Raw genomic sequence first — 22,812 nt, 5'->3', positions numbered from 1 at the left:
AACAGCAGCAAGACGACCTGTTAGCGACCAAAACGATTCGCAACCACCAAAAGTCGTAAGCCATTCGGAAGCCATTCATTGCACCACCGAACAAACACGTACATCAATCGAGAAGAAACCTCGCATACGAGACACCAGGAACACCAAGAAGGGGCAGGAGAAGACTTGAAGAATTCTTGGGATTACCCTCCGACGCAACCCGACCTCAGACATAACCGCAGGTAGATGAGGTTATGTTGGTGCCGAAACAATGGATCATCACCACAAAACAGGCCAGCTTCGCGACACTCGCAAACCGAACACGGGGCGTTTTCACCCGTTTACCATCAGTGAACATTCCCACTTTCCACCTCCCTGGCAGGCCACGTCCGGCGGTCGTAAATTCGACCCGGGCACCACCTGCCGCAATTCCTCAAAGCGATCGGAGAACGTCATGTGCGCAGCACCCATCAGAGATCCGAGCAGCGAATCCAGGTGGTTCTCCCGGTTCCGGGCCGACGGCGGCGGAACGGCGGGCGACGCGCTGCTCCGACTCGGTCGCCTGCTGTCCAGGGAGGACGTCTCGGCCGACATGCGGACCGTCTTCCGCGCAGGCGGCCGCGAAGGTGACGCCTTCTACCGGGACCGCTGGAACCACGACAAGGTCGTGCCCTCCACGCACGGGGTGAACTGCACCGGGTCCTGCCGGTGGAACGTCTACGTCAAGGACGGGATCATCACCTGGGAGACCCAGGACACCGACTACCCGTCGGTGGGCCCGGACCGCCCGGAGTACGAGCCGCGCGGCTGCCCGCGAGGCGCCTCGTTCTCCTGGTACTCCTACTCCCCCACTCGCATCCGCTACCCGCACGCGCGCGGAGTGCTCGTCGAGATGTACCGCCGGGCCAAGGCCGCCACCGGCGACCCGGTGCGCGCCTGGGAGTCCATCGTGGACGATCCCGAGCTGCGGCAGCGCTACCAGCGGGCGCGCGGCAAGGGCGGCCTGGTGCGGATCTCCTGGAACGAGGCGCTGGAGATGATCGCCGCCGCGCACGTGCACACCATCGCCGCGCACGGTCCGGACCGGATCGCCGGGTTCTCCCCCATCCCCGCGATGTCGATGGTCTCGCACGCCGTCGGTTCCCGGTTCATGTCGCTGATCGGCGCCCCGATGCTGTCGTTCTACGACTGGTACGCCGACCTGCCGGTGGCCTCGCCGCAGGTGTTCGGCGACCAGACCGACGTGCCCGAATCCGCGGACTGGTGGGACGCGGCGTACCTGATGATGTGGGGTTCCAACGTCCCGGTCACCCGCACTCCGGACGCGCACTTCATGACCGAGGCCCGCTACCGCGGCCAGAAGGTCGTGGCGATCTCCCCGGACTACGCCGACAACACCAAGTTCGCCGACGAGTGGCTGGCCCCGCACCCCGGCACGGATGCCGCGCTGGCGGTCGCGATGGGCCACGTCGTGCTCAAGGAGTTCTTCGTCGAGCGCCGCACCCCGTTCTTCACCGACTACGTGCGCCGCTACACGGATCTGCCGTTCCTGGTCGGCCTGGTCGAGCGGGACGGCGCGCTGGTGCCGGGCAAGTTCGTCACGGCCGCCGACCTGGGGCGGGCGGGCGCGGACGAGCAGTGGAAGACGGTGCTGCTCGACGACGCGACCGGAGAACCGGTGGTGCCCAACGGCTCGCTGGGATTCCGCTGGAACGACGAGGAGTCCGGGCGCTGGAACCTCGACCTCGGCGAGATCACCCCGCGGCTGAGCCTGCACGAGCACCCGCACGAACCGACCGAGGTGCTGCTGCCCCGCTTCGACTCCCCGGACGGGGCCGGAGCCGCGATCGCCCGCGGCGTGCCCGCGGTGCGGCTGAAGCCGGACGGCCCCCTGGTGACGACGGTGTTCGACCTGCTGCTCGCGCAGTACGGGGTCGGCCGCGAAGGCCTGCCCGGCAGCTGGCCCGCCGGCTACGAGGACCCCGAACCGGGCACCCCGGCCTGGCAGGAGCAGATCACCTCGGTGCCCGCCGCGCGCGCGGCGCGGATCGCGCGGGAGTTCGCCGACACCGCGATCCGCTCCGAAGGCCGGTGCATGATCCTGATGGGTGCGGGCACCAACCACTGGTACCACTCCGACGAGGTGTACCGGACGTTCCTGACGCTGCTGCTGCTCACCGGCTGCCAGGGCCGCAACGGCGGCGGCTGGGCGCACTACGTGGGCCAGGAGAAGGTGCGCCCGCTGACCGGGTGGGCGACGCTGGCCGGTGCGGCGGACTGGCACCGCCCCGCGCGGCAGATGATCGGAACGGCCTGGTTCTACCTGCACACCGGGCAGTGGCGCTACGACGGGCTCAGCACCGACGCGCTGTCCTGGCCGGGAGCCGCGGGCACGCTCAGCGGGACGACGGCGGCCGACTGCATCGCGCGCTCCGCGCGGGCGGGGTGGATGCCGTCCTACCCGACCTTCGACCGCAACCCGCTGGACCTGGCCGACGAAGCCGCGGCCGCCGGGCTGGACCCGGTCGAGCACGTCGTGCGGGAACTGCGCTCGGAGCGGCTCGGCTTCGCCTGCGAGGATCCGGACGCGCCGGCGAACTGGCCGCGCGTGCTCACCGTGTGGCGCTCCAACCTGCTCGGTTCCTCCGCCAAGGGCAACGAGTTCTTCCTCAAGCACCTGCTGGGCGCCGATGCGAGCCCGCGCTCGGCGGAGCCGGAGCAGCCGCCGGCCGAGGTGCACCGGGCGCGAGCCGCCGAGGGCAAGCTGGACCTGCTGCTGTCGCTGGACTTCCGGATGACCAGCACCACGCTGTTCTCCGACGTGGTGCTGCCCGCCGCGACCTGGTACGAGAAGCACGACCTGTCCAGCACCGACATGCACCCCTACGTGCACTCGTTCAACGCCGCGGTCGACCCGCCGTGGCAGTGCCGCACCGACTTCGACGCCTTCCACGGCATCGCCGCGAAGTTCAGCGAGCTGGCCGCCACCCACCTCGGGGTGCGGCGGGACGTGGTCGCCACCGCGATCGGCCACGACACGCCCGGTGAGGTCGCGCAGCCGGGAGGGGTGCTGCTGGACTGGCGCAGCGGCGAGGTCGATCCGCAACCCGGCCGCACCATGCCCGCGCTGACGGTCGTCGAGCGGGACTACCCGGCGGTGGCGGCGAAGCTGGGCGCTGCCGGGCCGCTGCTGGACAAGCTCGGCGTGACCACCAAGGGCTGGACGGTCGAGGTCGATCGCGAGCTGGCCTGGCTGGGCAGCGCCAACGGCCTGGTCACCGCGGGCCCGGCCGCCGGGCGGCCGCGGCTGGACACCGACCGCCGGTTCGCCGATGCCGTGCTCGCGCTGTCGGGCACCACGAACGGACGGCTGGCCAACGACGCCTTCCGCGCGCTGGAGCGGCGCGTCGGCCGCCCGCTGACCCACCTCTCGGAGCACCACCTCGGACACCGGGTGACCTTCGCCGACACCCGGTCCCGCCCGGCACCGGTGGTGACCAGCCCGGAGTGGTCGGGCGACGAATCCGGCGGGCGGCGCTACTCGCCGTTCACCATCAACGTCGAGCAGCTCAAGCCGTGGCACACCCTGACCGGCCGCCAGCACTTCTTCCTGGACCACGACTGGATGGCCGAGTTCGGCGAGCAGCTCCCGCTGTACCGGCCGCCGCTGGACCTGCACCGGCTCGCCGGGGAGCGCAGGCTCGGCGCCGACGGCGCGGAAGTGGTGGTGCGCTACCTGACCCCGCACTCGAAGTGGTCGATCCACAGCGAGTACCAGGACAACCCGATCATGCTGACGCTCTCGCGCGGCGGTCCGACGTTCTGGATGAGCCCGGTGGACGCGGCGGCGATCGGCGTGCGCGACAACGACTGGGTCGAGGCGGTCAACCGCAACGGCGTGGTGGTGGCCCGCGCCGTCGTCTCGCACCGGATGCCCGCGGGCACCGTGTTCATGTACCACGCGCAGGACCGGACGGTGAACGTGCCGAAGAGCGAGACCACCGGCAGGCGCGGCGGGATCCACAACTCGCTGACCCGCGTGCAGGTCAAACCCACCCATCTCATCGGCGGCTACGCCCAGCAGACCTTCGCGCTGAACTACCACGGGCCCACCGGGAACCAGCGCGACGAGGTCACCGTGATCCGCCGCCGCAGCCAGGAGGTCGACTACTGATGCGCGTGATGGCCCAACTCGCCATGGTGATGAACCTCGACAAGTGCATCGGCTGCCACACCTGCTCGGTCACCTGCAAGCAGACCTGGACCAACCGCGACGGCGTCGAGTACGTGTGGTTCAACAACGTCGAAACCCGTCCCGGGCAGGGATATCCGCGCGCCTACGAGGACCAGCAGAAGTGGCGCGGCGGGTGGGAGCTGGACCGGCGGGGCCGGCTGAAGCTGCGCGGCGGCGGTCGGCTGCGCAAGCTGGCGACGCTGTTCGCCAACCCGGACCTGCCGGAGCTCGACGACTACTACCAGCCCTGGACCTACGACTACCGGATGCTGCTGGAAGCGCCGCTGGGCGAGGACGTCCCGGTCGCGCGGCCGACCTCAGCGGTCACCGGCCGTCCGACGTCCGTCCAGTGGGGACCGAACTGGGAGGATTCGCTCGGCGGCACGCCAGAGCACGGTGCGGCCGACCCGGTGGTGGCCAAGCTGCGCACCGAGCTGGGCACCCGGATCAAGTTCGAGTTCGAGCAGTCGTTCATGTTCCACCTGCCGCGGATCTGCGAGCACTGCCTCAACCCGTCCTGCGTCGCCTCCTGCCCGTCCGGCGCGATGTACAAGCGCGCCGAGGACGGCATCGTGCTGGTCGACCAGGACCAGTGCCGCGGCTGGCGGATGTGCGTTTCCGGTTGCCCGTACAAGAAGGTCTACTTCAACCACCGCACCGGCAAGGCCGAGAAGTGCACCTTCTGCTACCCGCGGGTCGAGGTGGGCCAGCCGACGATCTGCTCGGAGACCTGCGTCGGGCGGCTGCGCTACATCGGTGTGCTGCTCTACGACGCCGACCGGGTGGCCGAAGCCGCCGCCATCACCGACGAGCACCAGCTCTACCCGGCGCAGCGCGATCTGTTCCTGGACCCGCACGAGCCGGAGGTGGTCGCCGCGGCCGAGCGGGCGGGCATCCCGCACGACTGGATCGAGGCGGCCCGGCGCTCCCCGGTGCGCGACCTGATCTGCCGCTACCGGGTGGCGCTGCCGCTGCACCCGGAATACCGCACCATGCCGATGGTCTGGTACGTCCCGCCGCTGTCGCCGGTGGTGGACGCGGTGGCCGAGACCGGTTTCGACGGGGAGGACGCCGACAACCTCTTCGGGGCGATCGACGCGCTGCGCATTCCCGTGGAGTACCTGGCCGAGCTGTTCACCGCGGGCCACGTCGACCCGGTGCGCGACGCCCTGCGCAGGCTCGCGGCGATGCGCTCGTACATGCGCTCGGTGAACCTCGGGGAGCCACCGGACGAGGAGCCGCTGCGCGCGGCCGGGATGGACGCCGCCGAGCTGCGGTCGATGTACCGGCTGCTGGCCATCGCCAAGTACGAGGACCGCTACGTCATCCCGACCGCCGGGATCGGCGATGCGCACGACCTGGAGTCGCTGGCGACGACGTGCAGCCTGGACACCGACGGCGGCCCCGGCATGGGCGGATTGCGTTCCGGGAGCACCGATCTGGTGGTGTGGAACGGCGACGGCCGTCCGGACGGGATGTTCCCGACGGTGCGCGGAGGTGAGCGGTGAGGCGCCGGCGCCTGAACGCCCGCACCCGCGGCCTGGTCCGCCAGATCGCCGCGTGGTGCCTGCACTACCCCGATGCCGAGCTGATCCGGCAGCTGCCGCTGCTGCGCGAGGCCACCGCCGAGCTCGGCGACATCGCCGCCGCGGAGCCGTTGCACCACCTGCTGGACCACCTCGCCGGAACTCCGCTGGCGGACGCCGAGCAGCACTACGTCGAGGTGTTCGACGTCAGCCCGCGCCGGGGCCTCTACCTGACGTGGTTCGTGCACGGCGACACGCGGCTGCGCGGCGGTGCCCTGGCCGAGCTGGCGGGCATCTACCGCACGCACGGTTTCCGGATCGCCGACGGGGAGCTGCCCGACTACCTGCCCGCGCTGCTGGAGTTCTCGGTCGCGGCCGCGGATCCGGGTGAGTCGCTGCTCGGCCGCTTCCGGCCCGCGATCGAGCTGCTGCACCGCAAGCTCGGCGAGGTCGGCACGCCGTACGCCGGGGCGGTGGGCGCCGTGCTCGACGCGGTCCCGCGCAGCCGCGAGAGCGCGGCCGTGCCCGCGCAGGCGCCGACCGAGATGGTCGGCCTGCAACCGTTCCTGCTCCGGGAGGGGAGCCGATGATCAGCCCGATCGACGCGATGCTGTGGGGCGTGCTGCCGTACGTGGTGCTGGCCGTGTTCATCGGCGGCACGATCTGGCGGTACCGCTACGACAAGTTCGGCTGGACCTCGCGTTCCAGCCAGTTGCACGAGTCCCGCCTGCTGCGGGTGGGCAGCCCGCTGTTCCACTGCGGGCTGCTGCTGGTGGTCGGCGGTCACGTGCTCGGGCTGCTGGTGCCCAAGGCGCTGACCGAGTTCTTCGGCGTGACCGAGCAGAGCTACCACGTGGTGTCGTTGCTGATGGGCACGGTCGCCGGCTGCGCCGCGCTGGCCGGGCTCGTGGTGCTGCTGTGGCGGCGGCTGCGCACGGAGGCGGTGCGCAGGTCGTCCAGTCGCAGCGACCGGCTCACCTACGTGCTCCTGCTCGCGGTGATGTCGGTCGGGTTGTGGACGACGGTGGTCGACAACGGGGTTCGCGGGCCCTACGACTACCGCGAATCGATCGGCCCGTGGTTCCGCGACATCTTCCTGCTGCAACCGCATCCCGAGCTCATGGCCGACGCGCCGCTGGACTACCGGCTGCACGCGCTGCTCGCGCTGGCGCTGTTCGCGCTGTGGCCGTTCAGCCGCCTCGTGCACGCCTTCAGCGCACCGGTGCACTACCTGTTCCGCCCGTACATCGTCTACCGCAGTCGCAGCGGAGATCGCGTCGGCACCCGCCGGGCGCCGCGCGGCTGGCAGCGGCCCTGAGCCGTGTTCGCGGCGGTGGTGCACCGGATCCCGTGCGAATCCGGTGCGGTGGTGATGGGAATCGGCATCGTGTCGGTCGCCGCGCAGCTGGCGGGCGACGCGGTGCTGTCCTGGGCGCTGCTGGCGCTGGCCGGTGCGGTGTGGGTGCTGCTCGGGTTGTCGTTCCTGACCCGGTTGGCCTCGGACGCACCGGCTTGGCGCGCCGAGGCCGCCCGGCCCGGTGCGCTGACGGGTGTCGCGGCGACCGGGGTGCTCGGCGTTGGTCTCGCCCAGCACGGGTGGCCGACCGCGAGCTGGGTGCTGCTGGCGGTGGCGGTGGTGCTGTGGGCGGCGTTGCTGCCGCGGGTGCTCCGGAATCTGTGCTCCCCGGCGGTCGGTTCGAGCTTCCTGCTGTGCGTGTCCACCCAGTCGCTGGCGGTGCTGGCCGCGAAGCTGGCCGTCGGGGCGGCGTGGGTCCTGCCGCTGGCGGCGGCCGCGGACGTGCTCGGTCTGGGCCTGTACGTCTTCGTGCTGTCGCGGTTCGACTTCCGGCAGCTGGTGCGCGGCAGCGGTGATCACTGGATCGCCGGTGGCGCGCTGGCGATCAGCACCGTGGCCACCACCGCGCTGGCGGCCGCGCTGCCCCCGGGAGCGGCCGGTGCGGCCGGTGCGGGCGCAATCGTGCTCTGGGCGATCACCGCCGCCTGGTACGTGGTGCTTGCCGTGCTGGAGCTGTTCGCGCCGCGGCTGCGCTACGACTTCCGGCGCTGGGCGACGGTCTTCCCGCTGGGCATGACCTGCACGGCGACCTTCGGCCTCGCGGCGGCCACCGGGACGGGATGGCTGGCGGCGGTCGGTCAGGTGCTGCTGTGGCCCGCGCTGGTCGTGCTCTGCCTGGCCGGGTGGGCAACCGCGCGCCGCGTCACGGGTGTGCTCGTCCGGTCGGCGCGCTCTGCACGACCAGCCCGTAGATGACCATCACCGACAGCGCGATGACCAGCACGGACCACAGCGGGAAGGCGGTGAGGAACACCAGGTGCCCGATCGCGCACAGCGCGGCGAGGTCGATGCCGATGAAGCGCGCCCAGCCGCGGCCGTACACCGCGCCGGCGCCGACCACGACCTGCACGATGCCGAGGGCCAGCCAGATCCAGCCCCAGACCGGGTAGTCGAACGCGAGCAACCGGTTGGCGGTGACCAGGAAGTACTCCGGGCGGGTCAGCGCGGTGATGCCGGTGATGATGTTGAAGATCCCCAGCAGGCCCAGCATCGAGCCCGCGAAGGCGAGCCATCCCGACGGCGGCCGGGCGTGCTCCGAGGTGGTCAGCGCCCAGCTGCTCCGCACCGTCCCGGTGCTCTGCTCGGTCCCCGGCTGCCCTGCGCTTGGTCCGGAAGTCATGGCTCCCCCGTTCGCTCGTGCCCGTGGCCCCTCCTTCCGCAGGTGGCGGCCAGGCGGAACCTCGGGTACCGCCTGGCCGCGGCCACCGGCTCGGATGAAAAGGGCTCACCAGGAGTGCCCGGTGCGCGCCGGGTTCAAAAGTCCCCGGCGGTGAGGTCGTGCAGCAGTTCGACGGTGCGCTGCACGGCGGGGTGCTCGGCGACCGACTTCTTCACCACGACGTTGATCCGGCGGACGGTCGCCGGTGCCACCACGGGCAGCGCGGTCAGGCCGGCGGGCAGGTTCCCGATGCCCAGCCGCGGGATCACCGTGATGCCGATGCCGGTGGCCACGAAGGGGATCGCGGTCTGGTAGTCGCGGGTCTCCACCACGAACCGGGGAGCGAAGCCCGCCTCGGCGCAGGCTTCGAGCAGCACCTGGCGGCAGGCTCCCACCGCGAAGTCGTTGTCCACCCAGTGCCGTTCGGCCAGCTCGGCCAGCGGCACCTCCGCGCGTTCGGCCAGCGGATCGTCATCCCGGACGACCAGCAGGTACGGGTCGTCGATGAGGTGGTGCACGGCGACCTGCGGCGGGTATTCGGTGCCGGGCCGCTCGACGAGGATGTCGATGTCCGGTTCGGACGGGTCGAGCTCGGTCAGCCGCAGTTCCAGCCGCAGCTCGGGGAACTCGGCGCGCAGCGCGGCCACGATCGAGGGCAGCCAGGTCGCCCCGGCGGTGCCGAAGTAGCCGATCGACAGGCTGCCGATGCGCCCCGCGCGCAGGTCGCCGACCACGCCTTCGAGCCGGCTGACCGCTGCGAACAGCGGCTCGGCTTCGGCCGCCAGCGTCAGGCCCGCGGTGGTCGGCTCGATTCCGCGGCCGACCCGTTCGAAGAGCTGCAACCCGGTTTCGCGCTGCAGCGAGGACAGCTGCTGGCTCACCGCGGAGGGCGTGTAGCCCAGCGCGGAAGCGCTCGCGCGGATCGAGCCCGTCGCGACGACGGCCCGGAGCACGCGCAGTCTCGGCAGGTCGAGCATGACACCAAGAGTAAAGCAATGCTTAACGGTTCGGTAGGAATAGTCGCTTGTCCTTTCTTCTCGCGCTGGCGACGATGGCCATCGTGACCGTTCAGACCCGGACCCCCGACGCTCCTTCCTCGACCGAACGCGGGAAGGCGACGGCAGCCGTCGCCGTGACCATCGTGCTGTGGGCATCGGCCTTCGTGGCCATCCGCAACATCGGGCACTCCCTCTCGCCCGCTCCGATGGCCTTGCTGCGCCTGTCCGTCGCGGCGCTCGCGCTCTCGCTCATGGTGCTGATCCGGTTCCGCGGTGCGCCGCGGCCGCCGAAGTCGCGCCGGACGTTGCTGCTGGTCGCGGTGTACGCGGTGCTCTGGCTGGCCGGGTACACGGTGGTGCTCAACGCCGCCGAGCAGCACATCGACGCGGGAACCGCCGCGCTGCTGGTGAACATCGCACCGCTGCTGATCGCCTTCGGCGCCGGCCTGTTCCTGGGCGAGGGCTACCCGAAGGTGCTGATCATCGGCTCCCTGGTCGCGCTGGGCGGGCTCTCGCTCATCGCCTTCGGCTCGGCAGGCCACCGCGACTGGCTCGGCGTGGTGCTGTGCCTGGTCGCCGCCGTCCTGTACGCGGCCGGAGTGCTGGTCCAGAAGGCGACCCTGCGGGGCGTCGACGGCCTGATCGGGCTCTGGCTGGGCTGCCTGGTGGCCACCGCGGTGCTCCTGCCCTGGGCCCCGCAGCTGCTCGACGAGCTCCGGACCGCCCCGCTGAACGCCGTCCTCGGAACTGTCTACTTGGGACTGTTCCCCACCGCGATCGGCTTCACCACCTGGTCCTACGCGCTGCGGCGGATGAGCGCGGGCAAGCTCAGCTCCACGACCTACGTGGCACCGGTGGTCTCGATCCTGCTGTCCTGGCTGCTGCTCGGCGAAACCCCGACGCTCTACGCGCTGGCCGGCGGCGCGATCTGCCTCATCGGCGTCGCGATCTCCCGCCGTCCGGCCAAGTAGCACCGCATCACCGGGCGCGGTGCTCGAAGCCGATCAGCCTCATCTCGCCGGGATCGGCGGGTTCCCAGGGATCGGATTCCAGGAGGAATTCCACGCCGTGCGGTCCGGTCCGGACCCTGGCGGTGTGCTCGGGCACCGCTCCGGGCCGGACCGACCAGGCGATGCCGTCGGCGCGGAGCGCGTCCACGAGCTGCGCGCCGGTCATCCCCGGCCGCAGGAACGATGCGTCGACCGCGATCCGGTCTACGTGCGGATCCTCGTGGCCGAGGTGTTCCAGACCGTCGCAGAAGATGCTGAGGAGCAGGCCGCCGCAGAAGACGAGATCGACGCTCCCGTAGGACCACAGATCGGATTCGGGGCCGTCGGTCGGCGCCCAGGACGAGGGTTCCGGCAGGACTTCCCGCAGCTGTTCCTTCGCCGCACCGACAGCGATGCCGTCGAAGGAGCCGGTCCGGACCAGGTCCCGGACCGACATCCGCAGCACCCGCTCCGCCCAGCCACCGGCCGGCGGCCGCGGTTCCCCGTCCAGCACAGCTCCCCCAGAGATCCGGCCCGATGCGGCACCGGGCATCGCACCTGTCGAAGGCTACCCGCCATCAACTACAGTCCCGGCGGCGAGCACGAACCGAGGAGCACTGCGGTGACGATCCACCACCGGCGCTGGCCGGCTGAAGACGCGACCGGCGAACTCCGGCTCTCCCAGGAGTTCCTGCAGTTCCTGCGGCACACCGCTGTCGGCAAGGTCGACGGGCTCAGCCCCGAGCTGGCCGCCGCGGCACCGATCGCCACCTCGCCCAGGACGACCGCGCTCGGCGTGATCAAGCACCTGACCGCGGTGGAGCGGCACTGGATCTCGATCGTCGGCGCCGGGGCCGCGCTACCGTCCCTGTGGGAGGGCAGCCCCGATCCGTCGTGGAACCTCACCGCCGCGGATTCGCCGCGGACCGTCATCGCCGCATACCAGGCGGAGTGGGAGCGTTCCACCTGCGCGCTCGCCGGACTGAGCCCGGACGGCCTGTCCGCGGACGGCGAGCGGACGATCCGGTGGATCCTCGCGCACGTCACCCAGGAGACCGCCCGGCACGTCGGTCACCTCGACCTCCTGCGCGAACTCGCCGACGGCGAAGTCGGCGAGTAGCCGCGACCGACGGCCACTGTGGACGAACCAGCTCCGGAGGCGGTCGCCGCGCGCTAGTCTCGGTGACCGGGCCGTTTCCGCAGGGGGCAGGATGACCGAGGTTCCGACCGGACTCACCGAAGCCATCACCGCACGGCGCGAGGCGCTGGAGCAGCAACCCGACGACGAGCAGGCCTACCGCGCCTCCGTCGAACTGGTCGAGCTGCTGCTGCAGCGCAGCCAGCTGACCGGCGAGGACCCGGTCGAAGCGATCGGCATCGCCGGCGAGCTGCACGAGGCGCTCCCCGACGACTCGCCCGCCCGCGCCCTGCCGCTGCTCCACCTCGCGATGGCGCACTGGGCGAGCGCGGGCCACCACGGCGAACCGTCCCTGCGGCTCGCGCTGGCGCACCTGCGCGAGCTGCGCCCGCTGCTCGACGACGAGCTGCCGATGCACGTGGAGGTCCGGGCCCGCGGCGGGATGGTCGGCGCGGACATCGCCGCGCGGCTGGTCGACCGGGACTGCGCGGCGGAAGCGATCGCCGACCTGGACGCCGCGTTCGCGCTGCTCACCGACGAGCAGCTGCTGCGCGGCATCCAGTTCCACCGCGCCAACCTGTGCTCGGCGCGATTCCGCACGATGGGCGGTCCGGACAGCGATCTGCGGTACGCCTCGGACATCTTCACCGCGCTCTTGGAGCAACCCGGCATCCCGCCGGAAACGGCCGATCACTGCCACCTCGAACTCGTCAACCTCATCGTGGCCGAGCAGCTCCCCCCGCACGCGCGCGACGCCGTGCCGTGGTCGGAACAGCAGGCGGTGGAGCACATCCGCGCCGCACCGGCCGCCGCGCTGCGCGCACATCTCGACGCGCTGTCCCCCCGAACCGCCGCGAACCCGGGTGTCGCCGGGATCCGCATCAACGTCATCGCCGGGCAGGGAGCCGAAACCACCCAGCAGGACTGGGACGTCCTGGCCGGGGACCTGGGCGTGATCATCGGTGCGACCGACGAGCACGATCCGCGGCGCCATGAACCCGTCGCCCTCCGGGCCGCGCTGGCGTCGGACCCGCCTGCGGCCGACCTGCCGGCCGGACTGGACGTGAGCATCGCCGAGCTGCGGCGGAAGCTGCTCGAACTGGACGGCGATCCGGCGAGCTTCGAGGTCCTGCTGCGGCTCAACGCACTCCTGTTGCAGCGCACCGAGCTGACCGGCCAGGATCCCGCCCGCTCCATCGAGATCGCCGGAGCTCTGGTGGCGCTCCAGCCGGAGCAGCCCGGTGCCCGCCTCCAGCTCGCGATCGCCCACGCGGCCCGCGACTCGCAGGCAGACCTGCGCCGGGCCGCGGAGATCCTGCGCGACCTGCGGCCAGCAGCTGATGCGGATCAGGCCGGGTTCTTCGCGCACCGCGGTCTCATCAACACCAAACTCGCCCTGAGCACCCGTGATCCGGCGGACGTCACCGAGGCGATCGAGCTGCTGGACGCCGCGCTGGCCGGGTTGCCGGACGGCGCCGCCCGCCGCCGGACGTGGATGTTCCGCGCCTCGATGTACCAGCTGCGGTTCCTGCAGATGAGCGGCACGGCGGAGGATCACCGGCTGGCCGTCGAGGCGTTCACCGAAGCGCTGAGCTGGGACGATCCGAGCACGCAGGACGACTGCCACGCCGCTCTCGCGGCCCTCCTGCTCTACCGCGGCGTCCCCGCCGCCCTGCGCTGGCAGGAGCCCGACCCGGACGAGCTCTACCGCTACGTGGACCGCGCCGTGCTGCCCGAGGTCCAGCAGCACCTGGCGGCGATGTCCAGCGCCGGCGACGAGGAGCTCGCCGCTGTCCGGCTGCTGGCCTGGTCGCCCGATCAGCACGACGACATGGCCGCGGTCCTGCGCGATCTGGCCACGGCGGCCGGTGACGAGCTGAGCCCCGCCGAACTCGACGCCATCCACGCGGTCACCTCAGGCCTGTCCAGCGGCCAGGACGACGCCCAGATCGAGCAGCTGCTCACCTCCGCATCCGAGGGACTGCCCGCCGGTTCGCCGTTGCAGGACATGCTGCTGCTGTTCCGGATGCGATCTCCGGAGAACCTCGGTGCCGACGATCTGGCGAGGCTGATCGACCAGCAGGAGCAGCGGATCGCGGCGCTGCCCGACGATTCCGCCGAGCGCGCCGAAGAGCTGATCACGCAGGCCGCGATCCTGATCGTGCAGGCCCAGCGCGGCGACCACGCCGCGCTGGCGAGGGCCAAGGAGATCGCCCAGCACGTGACGCAGCGGTACCCGGAGGTCGAAACCGCATCGGGCATCAGCCACGCGCTGCTCGCCCTCAGCGCCGAGTACGGCATAGGTCATCCGCTCGAAACGGTTCAGGACGCGCTCGACCACGTGCGCCGGGCCGACGAGCTGCTGGCGCCCGATGACGAGATCCGCGCCGACATGACCACGGTTCTGGGCAAGATGCTGGTGACCCGGTTCTTCCTGTCCGGCAACCGCGAAGACGCCGACGCGGCCCAGTACTACTCCTTCGAAGCCCAGCAGCGCCTGCCCGAGATCGGGGCGTGGCTGGCGGGAATGGAGTCCGAGCAGATCACCGATCCCGACGCCGGGATGAGCAAGCTGCGCGCCACCGTCGGCGACGAGATGCCGGAGCACCAGGCCCGGTGGATGGCCAGGTGCATCATCTCGCTGCGCCTGCTGCGGCCACGGGAGTTCCGGGCCGACTCCGCGCCACCGGGACCGGCCGACCTCGCCGCCGCGCGCCGCGCGCTCGTGGCAGCCCAGCAGCTCCCGGAATCCGTTCCGGAACGGGCCGTCGAGGTCGCCGGTACGGCGGTGTTCTGCGCTGCCGCCGGGCTGGTCGCCGACGACGTGGACCTGGCCGACGAAGGCCTGGCCGCGCTCGACGCGGTGAGCAGGCAGCCGGACCTGCCGAAGGAGCTGGAGTACTTCACCGTCCAGCTGCTGGCCTACGCGCGCCAGGCCCGTTCCTGGCAGCGCTCCTCCGACGACGCGCTGAACTCGGCGATCGACGGGCTGGAGCGCATGCTCCGGGAGCGCCCGCCGGGCAACAGCGAAGCGCTGGCGGCCAACTTCGCCGTGCTGGCCGCCAACTACGCGCAACGCGGCGAGGTGCACCGCGCGATCGAGACCAGCCTGGAAGCGCTGCGGACACGTGCCCGGGGCGTGCTGCTGCAGTCCAGCCCGCAGCGGGCGATGAAGGTCGCCTCGTCCGCGGCCGGCGGCGCCTTCGCCGCGGTGCAGCGCTGTTTGCGCGCGGACGACCTGGAGTCCGCGGTGCAGGCGCTGGAACTCGGCCGCGGCATGGTCCTGCACGCCGCGACCTCCGCGGCGACGATGCCGGACCTGTTGCGCAACAGCGGTCACCCGGATCTGGCCGAGCGCTGGACGGCCGAAGTGGACCAGCAACAGCCCTGGGACTCCGGACCCGACCGGAGCCGCCCGGCGCAGCTCCAGCTGCCCAGCGATCTGCGGCTGGCGGCACAGCGCGCGTTGAAAGGCACTGCCGCGGAAGAAGAACTGCTCTCCCCGCCGAGCACCGAGGAGATCAGCACCGCACTGCGCGCCCGCAGCGCTCGCGCGCTGGTCTACCTCACCGCCGGGGAAGCCGTGGCCATCACCGACGACGGGCGGCTCCACCACCTGCCGCTCGCCGAGCTGCGCGACCGGCAGCCGGTCCAGCACTTCGACCTGCTGCAACGCGAACGCGCACGCATCGGCGAGGCCGTGCAACAGCCGTGGCAGGCCGCGCTGCAGAACCTGTGCGACTGGGCGTGGACCGCCGCGATCGGCCCTGTGCTGGACTGGCTCGGCGGCGACCAGCCGCGGATCGTGCTGGTGCCGACCGGGAAGCTCAGCCTCGTCCCGTGGCACGCGGCGCGGAAGCCGGGTGAGCAGCGGTACGCCTGCCAGGACGCCGTCATCGGCTATGCGGCCTCGGCGCGGCAGTTCGTCGAGGCGGCCCGGCGCCGGGCACCGCGCTTCGCCGACCGCCCGGTCCTGGTCCGCACCCCTGACCTGTACTGGACCCGTCACGAGATCGGCCACATCCACGCCGCGCACTACGCGCACGGCCACTACCTCGGCCGCCCTGGTCAGCGTTCGGTTCCCAGTCCGGAAGACGTGCTCACCGCGCTGCCCGGAACGACGATGCTGCACCTGGGTTGCCACGCCACCCCGGCCGAGCTCCCGGTCGACTCCGCGCTGCAGCTGGGCTCCGGCCGGTCGCTGCCGGTGCGGGAGATCCTGCGGCACAAGAGCGGTCCGCGCGGCGCACTGGTGGTGCTGGCCGCCTGCTCCAGCGACCTGACCGGACGCCAGCACGACGAGGTCCTCACCCTGGCCACCGCGTTCCTGGCCGCGGGGGCAGGCGGGGTGGTCGGCACCCGGTGGGAGATCGACGACCTGGTGACCGCGATGTTCATGATCGTCTTCCACCACCACCTCAACGACGGCTCGCCGGAACCCGCCGACGCTCTTCGCGCCGCCCAGCTGTGGATGCTGGACCCGCACCGCAGGCCGATTCCCGGCGTCCCGGACGAGCTCGCCCGCTACTTCGCCGAAACCGACCCCGCGACCCCGGCGCACTGGGCCGCCTTCACCTACCACGGCAGGTGATCAGCTGATCCGCCAGCTCCCGCCGACGACGACCAGCCCGGCACCGGCGGCCGGGCTGTAGCGGGCCTGAACACCGAAGGCGAAGTCACCGGACTCGCCGCCCACCCGGTCCATGCGCACCCACTCGGTCCCCGTCGCATCGGCAGCCGCACGCTCGAAGTCGGCGACCGCACCGGTGGGCAGGCCCAGCTGCTGGAGCGTCGAGCGGTACACCTCGACCGTCTCGGCCAAGGGCATCATCTCCGTCTTCGCCTCGACGCCGGACGGTTCACGTCCCCGGCTGCCGTGAGCGTCGAACGCGATGAACCGAGCGGCCAACCGCAGCTCCGCACCGTCCGGCAGCCGCACCAGCACCGGCCGCGACGGCCGCGTCTCGTAGATCGCCACGTCACGGTCGACGGTGCCGGCCTGCACCGAGGTCGGCCGGGTTCGCAGATCCCACACCTCGACGCCGTCGAGCTGCGCCGCCGCACTCGGCAACGCCGGTTCCTCCGCACCGCTGCGCACCGCGAAGCACCCGGTCACCACCGGTAAGAGGCATGCGACGAGCGCACTCGCCGAGAGCCGACGCCAGCGCATCTCCCCTCCCCAGCTCGCCCGCCGATCATGCCTCCCGGACCAGGGCGGACAACCCGTTTCGCAGTGAACGAACATCGCCATCGGGACACTCGCTGCGCTGGTCGTGGTGATGACGCTGTTGACGATCGGCGCGGTCGGCGTCGTCTGGTCGCCCAGCCGCGAGATCACCATCGACGACGGGCGCCTCGCGATCGAGCTGACCGTGCCGGGCCACCTCGCGATCGACGAGGTGTCCGTGAACCCGGAGGACGCTCCGGACTGCCCGGCCACCAGGTACGAGTTCGGCGATGACCTCGTCCTCGAGGCGTTCTCGACCGGCTGCGCGGTGGCAGCACCGCAGCGGGTGCTCAACGGGCGGCACGGGACCTACCGGACGCTGGCGGACGTGCCGGGTGCGATCGACGTCCAGGAGGTGGCCACCGGAGTCGGCCGGGCGCAGGTGTTCCTGCAGGACTACGAGGAGCACACCAACTTCAGCAGCGAGTGGCGGGAACCGGTCGCGATCGTCACCCTGGACGACCCGGTGGATGCCGAGTTCCCGACGCTGCTGCTGCGCAGCGACAAGGCGGCCCTGTCCCTCGACGACCTGATCGTGGTGGTGACCTCGCTCCAGCCGATGCGCTAGCTGGTCACGCCCCCGCGGGCGCGACCAGCTCCCAGCTCAGAAGTCCACCGCGGCCCGGTCGTCGACCCGGGCCACCGATTCCTGGGCGAAGCGCGCGACGTACTCCGAGCGGATCTGCTCGATCTTCGGGTCGCTGTCCCGGTACGCGCCGACCGGGTAGAGCAGGATCAGCTCGAACGACCGCTCCCGCTCGATCACGCCGTTGGCGTCGCGGTACTGGCCGTAGCCGTCCTGCACGGTCAGCCCGTCCGGGAACCGCGGCGTGACGACCTCGTCGACGAAGGAGTGGAACTGCTCGTCGGTGACCGGCGGTCCGCCGTCGGGGCGGACGGTGCCGAACAGCAGGCTGGTCTCCACGAAGGGCGCGCCACGCCCGTTCGGCGCCGGTGCTTCGTCTCCGAGCGCGGCGTAGGCGGTGGGCGCACCCGCGCCGATCAGGGCGGCGGCCAGCACCGCGGTGGTCATGCGCCAGGACGGCTTGATCGTCTTCTGCACGCTGGAACAGTAGCCGCGGTGGCGCGCCGCCCCATGAGGTGTCGGCCGAATTCCCGCGATCAGGTAAGCGCACCCGGCCGATAGGATGATCACCGTGGCGCTGGAGTGGGATGAACTGCTGATCGGCGCGCCCGGCAGGCGGTGGCGGACCGCCTCGACCACCCGGCGCGTGCTGGTGATCGTGCACAACGTCACAGCCGCCACCCGCCTGCTCGACGTGGTGCCGTGCTGGGCGGGCGACCTGCGGATCCAGACGGTGTTCACGTGCACCGGGTCCAGCGCCTTCACCACCGGCACCACCGACTTCCTCGGCGAGCGGGGCATCACGCCGATCGACTGGGAGCAGGCGGTGCGCGGCGAGTTCGACCTCGCCGTCTCGGCCAGCTACGGCGGAGCGCTGCACGAGATCCGGGCTCCGCTGATCGTTCTGCCGCACGGAATGGGATACAATAAGTTCCTGGAATCCAGGAGAATCCAGGAGAATCCAGGAGAATCCAGGAGAATCCAGGAGAATCCAGGAGAATCCAGGAGAATCCAGGAGAATCCAGGAGAATCCAGGAGAATCCGGTCTTCGGTCTTTCCGATGCGTGGTTGCTGCACGAGGGTGAGGTAGTTCCCTCGGTCGCGGTCCTGTCGCACCACGAGCAGCGGGACCGCCTCGCGCGCTACTGCCCGCAAGCCGTCCCGGCCGCGCTGGTCGCGGGCGATCCCTGCTTCGACCGGATGCTGGCCAGCCGCCCGCTGCGCGATTCCTACCGCAAGCGGCTCGGAATCGGCCCCGACCAGCGCTGCGTCGCGGTCTCCTCCACCTGGGGCCAGGCCTCCCTGTTCGGCAGGCACCCGTCGCTGGTCCTGCGACTCGCCCGCCAGCTGCCGCTGGACTCCTACCGCATCGTGGTCGCGCTGCACCCGAACATCTGGCACGGCCATTCGCCGTGGCAGGTGCGGATGTGGCTGGCCGAGTGCGCCAGGGCGGGCGTGGTGGTGCTGCCACCGGAGGAGGGCTGGCGGGCCGCGCTGGTCGCCGCTGATGTCACGATCGGCGACCACGGGTCGGTGACGTTCTACTCGGCCGCGCTGGGCACGCCGGTCCTGCTCGCCACCTGGCCGGAGGAGACCGTCGACCCGGCTTCGCCGATCGCCGCCCTGCTGCGAACCGCACCGCGCCTGGACCCGGAAGCCCCGCTGGCCGGGCAGGTCGACGCGGCGATCGCAGGGCATTCACCGGCCGAGCACGCCCACATCACCGGGCTCGCCACCTCCGAGCCGGGCCGGTCGGCGGCGCTGCTGCGCGCCGAGATCTACACCCGTCTGGAGCTGGAAGAACCGCCTGTGCCAGCGGATTCCGCCGCCGTCCCGCTCCCGGCCGCGCAACCGCCGGGAGCCGGTAGCCAGCTGATCCAGGTGCGGTTGGCCGACCGGTCGGCATCGGTGACGCGGTTCCCGGCGGCGGCGCTGGACGAACCGGTGGTCTCCGGCGGAGTTCTGGTGACCTGCGCTGACGAACCGGACCGGCGCTGGCTGGAGCTGGCCGAAGTCCTCGTCCACGACGACCGCTACGAGGACCCGCTGCGGTGGATCCGCGCTTCGCTGTCGCGCCTGCCCGGCTGCCTGCTCGCCGCGACGCGGGACCGCGCTGGCGACTGGATCATCAGCGGAACCGATCTGCCCGTGGTGCGGTTCCGCGGTGCCGACGACCTCGGCCCGGCGTGCGCCGCCGTCGTGCACGCCTGGCTGTGCTCCGGCCGGTCACCGCACGAGCTCCCCGAACAGCTCCAGCTGGGCCCGCGCGTCGAGCAGGTTCAGCTGTCCTTCGAGGACTGATCGAGCCGGACGCGCACCTGCTCGCCCAGCTCTGCGAAGCCACGGGCCCGGCAGATCGCCGCAGCGTCCCGGAAGTGCTCCTGCGCCGTCTCGACATCGCCTGCGGCAAGCGCGTTGTCGCCGAGACCGACCAGCACCTGCGCCCGGTCGAAGTGGTGCCCGTGCGCGGTCATGTACTCCAGCGCAGCATCCAGGTCTGTCTTCGCGTCGTCGTAGCGCTCCTGCTCGGTGCGCCGCCGTCCTCGCCACATGCGCGTCTTCGCGGCGTTGTAGGGCTCGGAGGTGAACTCGGCGAGTGCCTGGTCGAGCAACCGCTCACCGCGCTGGGCATCGGCGACGGATCCCAGGTGCATCCGGGCGAGTGCCAGTCGTCGCGGATCGGCCAGCCGCTCCGCCATCTCCAGGTTGCGCTCCAGCGCGGTGCACGCGCCGTGGCGGTCGCCCTGGTTCCGCAGGCTGATTCCCAGCGATTCCACGGCGGTGGCCGCCAGGTCGTCCCGGGAGATCGCACGGGCCTTCTCCTCGCCCTCGGCGAACAGCCCGGCTGCCTTGTCGGATTCCCCGCGCGCCTGGAAGGCGAAGCCCCGCTGGATCACCGCGAGTCCGGCGGCGAAGGTCAGCCCGCGATGACCGGCGACCTCGGCGGCGTGACCGTTGATCACGTCCATGTCGTCGACGTGCTTGCCCTGCTCCTGGAACGGCCACAGAGCCACGGCCAGCTGGCAGAGCTGCTCCGCACCGGCCTCGTGCAGATCCTTCGCCACCGCGCGCAGGTTGGCCCGTTCGGTGGCCAGCCACGCCCGTGCTTCATCGACGTCGAGCGGCTCCGACCGGAATTCCGGCCACAGCTTTTCGAGCCATCCCCGGTTCGGCCGCACCGCGTGTCCGGCGGCCAGAGCACGGCGGACGTAGAACTCGGTGAACCGGTCGCGCACAGCGGGCTCGCCGAGTTCACGGGCGTGCTCGCGGACCAGGCCGTAGGCGAAGTAGCGGTCCTCGGCGACCTCGCGGATCAAGTGCGCGGAGACGAGCCGGTCCAGCACTTCCCGCACGTCGTCCTCGTCGTGCTCGACGGCCGCGGCCAACGCCGCCAGAGCCACCTCTCCGGCACCCGGGTGCTGCCCGAACGCCGCGTACAGCTGCCGCGCCTCGTCATCGAGGCGGGCCACCGCGGTGTTGAACACCGCTTTGACCGACAGGCCCTCGTCGCGCGAAAGCCGCCTCAGGCGCTGCCCTTCCTTCGACAGCTCCCGAACCAGCCGGGACACCGGCCGATCAGGGCTGCCCGCGAGTTCCGAAGCCGCGACGCACAGCGCGATCGTCTGCCCGTCGCACAGCTCGATCAGCCGGTCGACCTGCTCGGCTTCGTCGCTCAAGTTCCTCGTGTTACCGACGATCCGGGACACCAGCAGCCGCGCAGCATCCACCTCCAGCGGATCGAGCGGCACGAACTCGGCGCCCGCACGAACCCGCAGCGAGCTCAGCGAACGGGCCTCGGTCACCAGCACCGCCGAATGCCCCTCGCCCGGTCGCAGCGGCATGACCTGCGCCGCGGTGATCGCGTCGTCGATCACGACCACGACCTTCTTGCCGCTGCTCCACGACCGGAACAGGTTCGAGCGGGCGTCCAGCCCTGCCGGGAGCTCGGCCGTCTTGTACCCGATGGCGAGCAGGAACTGGTGCAGCGCTTCGCTGATCAGGCCGGGCTCGTCCTTCCCCGCCGTCAGCCGGGTGTAGAACGCGCCGTCCGGGTAGTCGTCGCCGTGCTCGCTGACCCACCGGTAGGCGGTTTCGCTCTTCCCGCTGCCCGGCAGGCCCTGCACGACCACCAACCTGGGCGGCCCCGAATCGGTACCCGGTCGCAGGAACTCGCCGATCTCGGCGAGCTGCCGCTCGTTGTTGGTGAAGAACCGGCTCGGCGGCGGGACCTGCTTCGGCGGCGGGTTGGGCGATTCGGGCGCGTGGAAGTGGACGTCGCCGTGAATGTCGCGCGCCTGCACGACGTTCTCCGCTTCGCCGTCGAAGCGGTTGTCACCGCCGACGTGCCCGGTCATCGCCCGCCCCTCTCGCGCCGAAGATCACCGAGACCCAGCGTAACGCTTCGTGTCGGCCGGGATCCGGCAAGTCATCGAACTCGGCGGCGGCTCAGTCCTCGACGGTGGCGAGGAACCGCTCGATGCTCGTGACCAGCGCGATCGGCGTTTCGTCGATCGCGTAGTGCCCGGCGTTGGTCAGGGTTTCCAGCTCGCAGTTCGGGTAGTGCTGCTGGAAGGTCGCCTGCATGGTCGCCGCGCCCAGCGCCGGGTCGTGCTCACCGACGATCACCTTCACCGGCACCGGGTTGCCCTGGATCTCGGCGTCGAAGTCGGCCTTCGCCCACGCCTCCAGGTAGTCGCCGAAGGCCCGCCGGTCGGAGTGCGCCAGGGAGTGGCGCACGGCCGCGTCCAGCCAGACGCCGGTGAGCCGGTTGCCGGTGGTCAGGTCGAGGATGGCGCGGCGGTTGCCCGGTTCGGCGACCGCACCGGTGAACAGCTCCCAGCTCTGCTCGTCGAACGGCACGCCGCTGGCAGGCACCGGGGAGACCCCCACCAGCGCCCGCACCCGGTGCGGCGCGTCGGCGAGCACGCGCTGCATCACCGCGCCGCCCATCGAGTGACCGACCACGGAGAACCGGTCGAAGCCCAGCTCGTCGGCGAGCGCCAGCACGTCCTGCGCGGCCTCGGCGAGGGTGTGCTCGCCGGGTTCGCCGATCCGCCTGCCGTAACCGCGGTAGTCCGGGAACACGTACCGGAACCGGCTGCCGTCCAGGTGCGGGTGCACCGGCCGCCAGGCGGCTCCGGACCCGAACCACCCGTGCAGCGCGATGACCGCGTGCTGACCACCACCGAGCTCTTCCGCCACGAAGCACCTCCTAGATCGACTAGCGCTCCAGCATGGCCCACCTGCCGACCGGACGCACCCGCCTGGAACCAGCACCACCTGATCAGCCGCCCTTGCCCGGGCCGGTCGCGCCCCGGCGTACATTTGTCAAGTGCGCGCCGACCGTTCGCGCACCTCGTTCGGCACGACGTTCGGCGTTCCGGCCCGGCCGGCACGGCA

18 protein-coding genes are annotated in these 22,812 nt (G+C 71.3%); 11 read left to right on the top strand and 7 right to left on the bottom strand.

Annotated elements, in window-relative coordinates; translation table 11 throughout:
* The first annotated feature begins 433 nt into the window (after positions 1-433).
* Genes OU416_RS35695 through OU416_RS35675 form a run of 5 tightly spaced genes read left to right on the top strand, consistent with a single transcriptional unit; the run spans position 434 to position 8,011 of the window.
* Positions 434-4,153 carry a nitrate reductase subunit alpha gene (locus tag OU416_RS35695; protein ID WP_270931497.1) on the top strand — a complete coding sequence of 1,240 codons (3,720 nt, stop codon included), beginning with the start codon at positions 434-436 and terminating at the stop codon, positions 4,151-4,153.
* Positions 4,153-5,721, top strand: coding sequence for a nitrate reductase subunit beta (narH, locus tag OU416_RS35690; RefSeq protein WP_270931496.1), 1,569 nt, complete (start codon positions 4,153-4,155; stop codon positions 5,719-5,721). Before OU416_RS35695 ends, narH begins: the two co-directional genes overlap by 1 nt.
* Positions 5,718-6,329 (top strand): nitrate reductase molybdenum cofactor assembly chaperone, encoded by a 612-nt coding sequence (gene narJ, locus OU416_RS35685; protein ID WP_270931495.1) that lies wholly within the window; start codon positions 5,718-5,720, stop codon positions 6,327-6,329. Before narH ends, narJ begins: the two co-directional genes overlap by 4 nt.
* Positions 6,326-7,057: a respiratory nitrate reductase subunit gamma gene (narI, locus tag OU416_RS35680; RefSeq protein ID WP_270931494.1), complete on the top strand. Its 732-nt coding sequence runs from the start codon at positions 6,326-6,328 to the stop codon at positions 7,055-7,057. The genes narJ and narI overlap by 4 nt, the downstream gene beginning before the upstream one ends.
* Positions 7,058-7,111: 54 nt before the next feature.
* Positions 7,112-8,011, top strand: a complete 900-nt coding sequence (locus OU416_RS35675; RefSeq protein WP_270931493.1) for a tellurite resistance/C4-dicarboxylate transporter family protein — start codon at positions 7,112-7,114, stop codon at positions 8,009-8,011.
* On the opposite strand, the gene OU416_RS35670 is transcribed toward OU416_RS35675, so the two are convergent.
* Entirely contained in the window at positions 7,959-8,435 is a 477-nt protein-coding gene (locus OU416_RS35670) for a DUF7144 family membrane protein (RefSeq protein ID WP_270931492.1), read from the bottom strand. The genes OU416_RS35675 and OU416_RS35670 overlap by 53 nt on opposite strands.
* Before the next feature lie 134 nt (positions 8,436-8,569).
* Positions 8,570-9,451: a LysR family transcriptional regulator gene (locus tag OU416_RS35665; protein ID WP_270931491.1), complete on the bottom strand. Its 882-nt coding sequence runs from the start codon at positions 9,449-9,451 to the stop codon at positions 8,570-8,572.
* A gap of 47 nt (positions 9,452-9,498) precedes the next feature.
* On the opposite strand from OU416_RS35665, the gene OU416_RS35660 reads away from it, so the two are divergent.
* A complete protein-coding gene (locus tag OU416_RS35660; protein ID WP_333779676.1) occupies positions 9,499-10,443 on the top strand; it encodes a DMT family transporter in 945 nt (314 codons plus the stop codon).
* A 7-nt stretch (positions 10,444-10,450) separates the two neighbouring features.
* Here the strand turns inward: OU416_RS35660 and OU416_RS35655 are convergent, their stop codons facing one another.
* Positions 10,451-10,975 (bottom strand): hypothetical protein, encoded by a 525-nt coding sequence (locus tag OU416_RS35655; protein ID WP_270931490.1) that lies wholly within the window; start codon positions 10,973-10,975, stop codon positions 10,451-10,453.
* Between the two features lie 108 nt (positions 10,976-11,083).
* Between OU416_RS35655 and OU416_RS35650 the strand changes: the two genes are divergently transcribed.
* Together OU416_RS35650 and OU416_RS35645 are read left to right on the top strand one after the other, a co-directional pair.
* Positions 11,084-11,581: a mycothiol transferase gene (locus OU416_RS35650; RefSeq protein WP_372907117.1), complete on the top strand. Its 498-nt coding sequence runs from the start codon at positions 11,084-11,086 to the stop codon at positions 11,579-11,581.
* A 91-nt stretch (positions 11,582-11,672) separates the two neighbouring features.
* Entirely contained in the window at positions 11,673-16,190 is a 4,518-nt protein-coding gene (locus OU416_RS35645; RefSeq protein WP_270931489.1) for a CHAT domain-containing protein, read from the top strand.
* On the opposite strand, the gene OU416_RS35640 is transcribed toward OU416_RS35645, so the two are convergent.
* Positions 16,191-16,769: a hypothetical protein gene (locus tag OU416_RS35640; RefSeq protein WP_270931488.1), complete on the bottom strand. Its 579-nt coding sequence runs from the start codon at positions 16,767-16,769 to the stop codon at positions 16,191-16,193. It lies immediately after the preceding gene.
* A gap of 109 nt (positions 16,770-16,878) precedes the next feature.
* Here OU416_RS35640 and OU416_RS35635 point away from each other — a divergent pair, with 109 nt between their 5' ends.
* Positions 16,879-17,394: a hypothetical protein gene (locus tag OU416_RS35635; RefSeq protein ID WP_270931487.1), complete on the top strand. Its 516-nt coding sequence runs from the start codon at positions 16,879-16,881 to the stop codon at positions 17,392-17,394.
* Between the two features lie 36 nt (positions 17,395-17,430).
* Here OU416_RS35635 and OU416_RS35630 read toward each other — a convergent pair whose 3' ends face one another.
* Positions 17,431-17,889, bottom strand: a complete 459-nt coding sequence (locus OU416_RS35630) for a DUF3574 domain-containing protein (protein ID WP_270931486.1) — start codon at positions 17,887-17,889, stop codon at positions 17,431-17,433.
* Between the two features lie 85 nt (positions 17,890-17,974).
* Between OU416_RS35630 and OU416_RS35625 the strand changes: the two genes are divergently transcribed.
* Together OU416_RS35625 and OU416_RS35620 are read left to right on the top strand one after the other, a co-directional pair.
* Positions 17,975-18,502 carry a hypothetical protein gene (locus OU416_RS35625; RefSeq protein WP_270931485.1) on the top strand — a complete coding sequence of 176 codons (528 nt, stop codon included), beginning with the start codon at positions 17,975-17,977 and terminating at the stop codon, positions 18,500-18,502.
* Positions 18,481-19,713, top strand: a complete 1,233-nt coding sequence (locus OU416_RS35620; protein WP_270931484.1) for an acetate and sugar kinases/Hsc70/actin family protein — start codon at positions 18,481-18,483, stop codon at positions 19,711-19,713. The genes OU416_RS35625 and OU416_RS35620 overlap by 22 nt, the downstream gene beginning before the upstream one ends.
* Here the strand turns inward: OU416_RS35620 and OU416_RS35615 are convergent.
* Both OU416_RS35615 and OU416_RS35610 read right to left on the bottom strand, forming a co-directional pair.
* Positions 19,692-21,767, bottom strand: coding sequence for a hypothetical protein (locus OU416_RS35615; protein ID WP_270931483.1), 2,076 nt, complete (start codon positions 21,765-21,767; stop codon positions 19,692-19,694). The two genes, OU416_RS35620 and OU416_RS35615, sit on opposite strands and share 22 nt — an antisense overlap.
* A 91-nt stretch (positions 21,768-21,858) precedes the next feature.
* The gene (locus OU416_RS35610; RefSeq protein WP_270931482.1) at positions 21,859-22,614 is read right to left on the bottom strand and encodes an alpha/beta fold hydrolase; all 756 of its coding nucleotides are present in this window, start codon (positions 22,612-22,614) and stop codon (positions 21,859-21,861) included.
* Positions 22,615-22,812: the final 198 nt, after the last annotated feature.

It is taken from the genome of Saccharopolyspora indica (assembly GCF_027853965.1).
GTDB lineage: Bacteria > Actinomycetota > Actinomycetes > Mycobacteriales > Pseudonocardiaceae > Saccharopolyspora > Saccharopolyspora indica.
This window is presented reverse-complemented; position numbering and strand designations above follow the sequence as displayed.

Bases quoted from the DNA above. Each gene is read 5' to 3' on its own strand.
- OU416_RS35695 (WP_270931497.1), top strand. From the start codon at position 434: ATGTGCGCAGCACCCATCAGAGATCCGAGCAGCGAATCCAGGTGGTTC.
- narH (WP_270931496.1), top strand. From the start codon at position 4,153: ATGCGCGTGATGGCCCAACTCGCCATGGTGATGAACCTCGACAAGTGC.
- narI (WP_270931494.1), top strand. From the start codon at position 6,326: ATGATCAGCCCGATCGACGCGATGCTGTGGGGCGTGCTGCCGTACGTG.
- OU416_RS35675 (WP_270931493.1), top strand. From the start codon at position 7,112: ATGGGAATCGGCATCGTGTCGGTCGCCGCGCAGCTGGCGGGCGACGCG.
- OU416_RS35670 (WP_270931492.1), bottom strand. From the start codon at position 8,435: ATGACTTCCGGACCAAGCGCAGGGCAGCCGGGGACCGAGCAGAGCACC.
- OU416_RS35665 (WP_270931491.1), bottom strand. From the start codon at position 9,451: ATGCTCGACCTGCCGAGACTGCGCGTGCTCCGGGCCGTCGTCGCGACG.
- OU416_RS35645 (WP_270931489.1), top strand. From the start codon at position 11,673: ATGACCGAGGTTCCGACCGGACTCACCGAAGCCATCACCGCACGGCGC.
- OU416_RS35640 (WP_270931488.1), bottom strand. From the start codon at position 16,769: ATGCGCTGGCGTCGGCTCTCGGCGAGTGCGCTCGTCGCATGCCTCTTA.
- OU416_RS35635 (WP_270931487.1), top strand. From the start codon at position 16,879: ATGACGCTGTTGACGATCGGCGCGGTCGGCGTCGTCTGGTCGCCCAGC.
- OU416_RS35625 (WP_270931485.1), top strand. From the start codon at position 17,975: ATGATCACCGTGGCGCTGGAGTGGGATGAACTGCTGATCGGCGCGCCC.
- OU416_RS35615 (WP_270931483.1), bottom strand. From the start codon at position 21,767: ATGACCGGGCACGTCGGCGGTGACAACCGCTTCGACGGCGAAGCGGAG.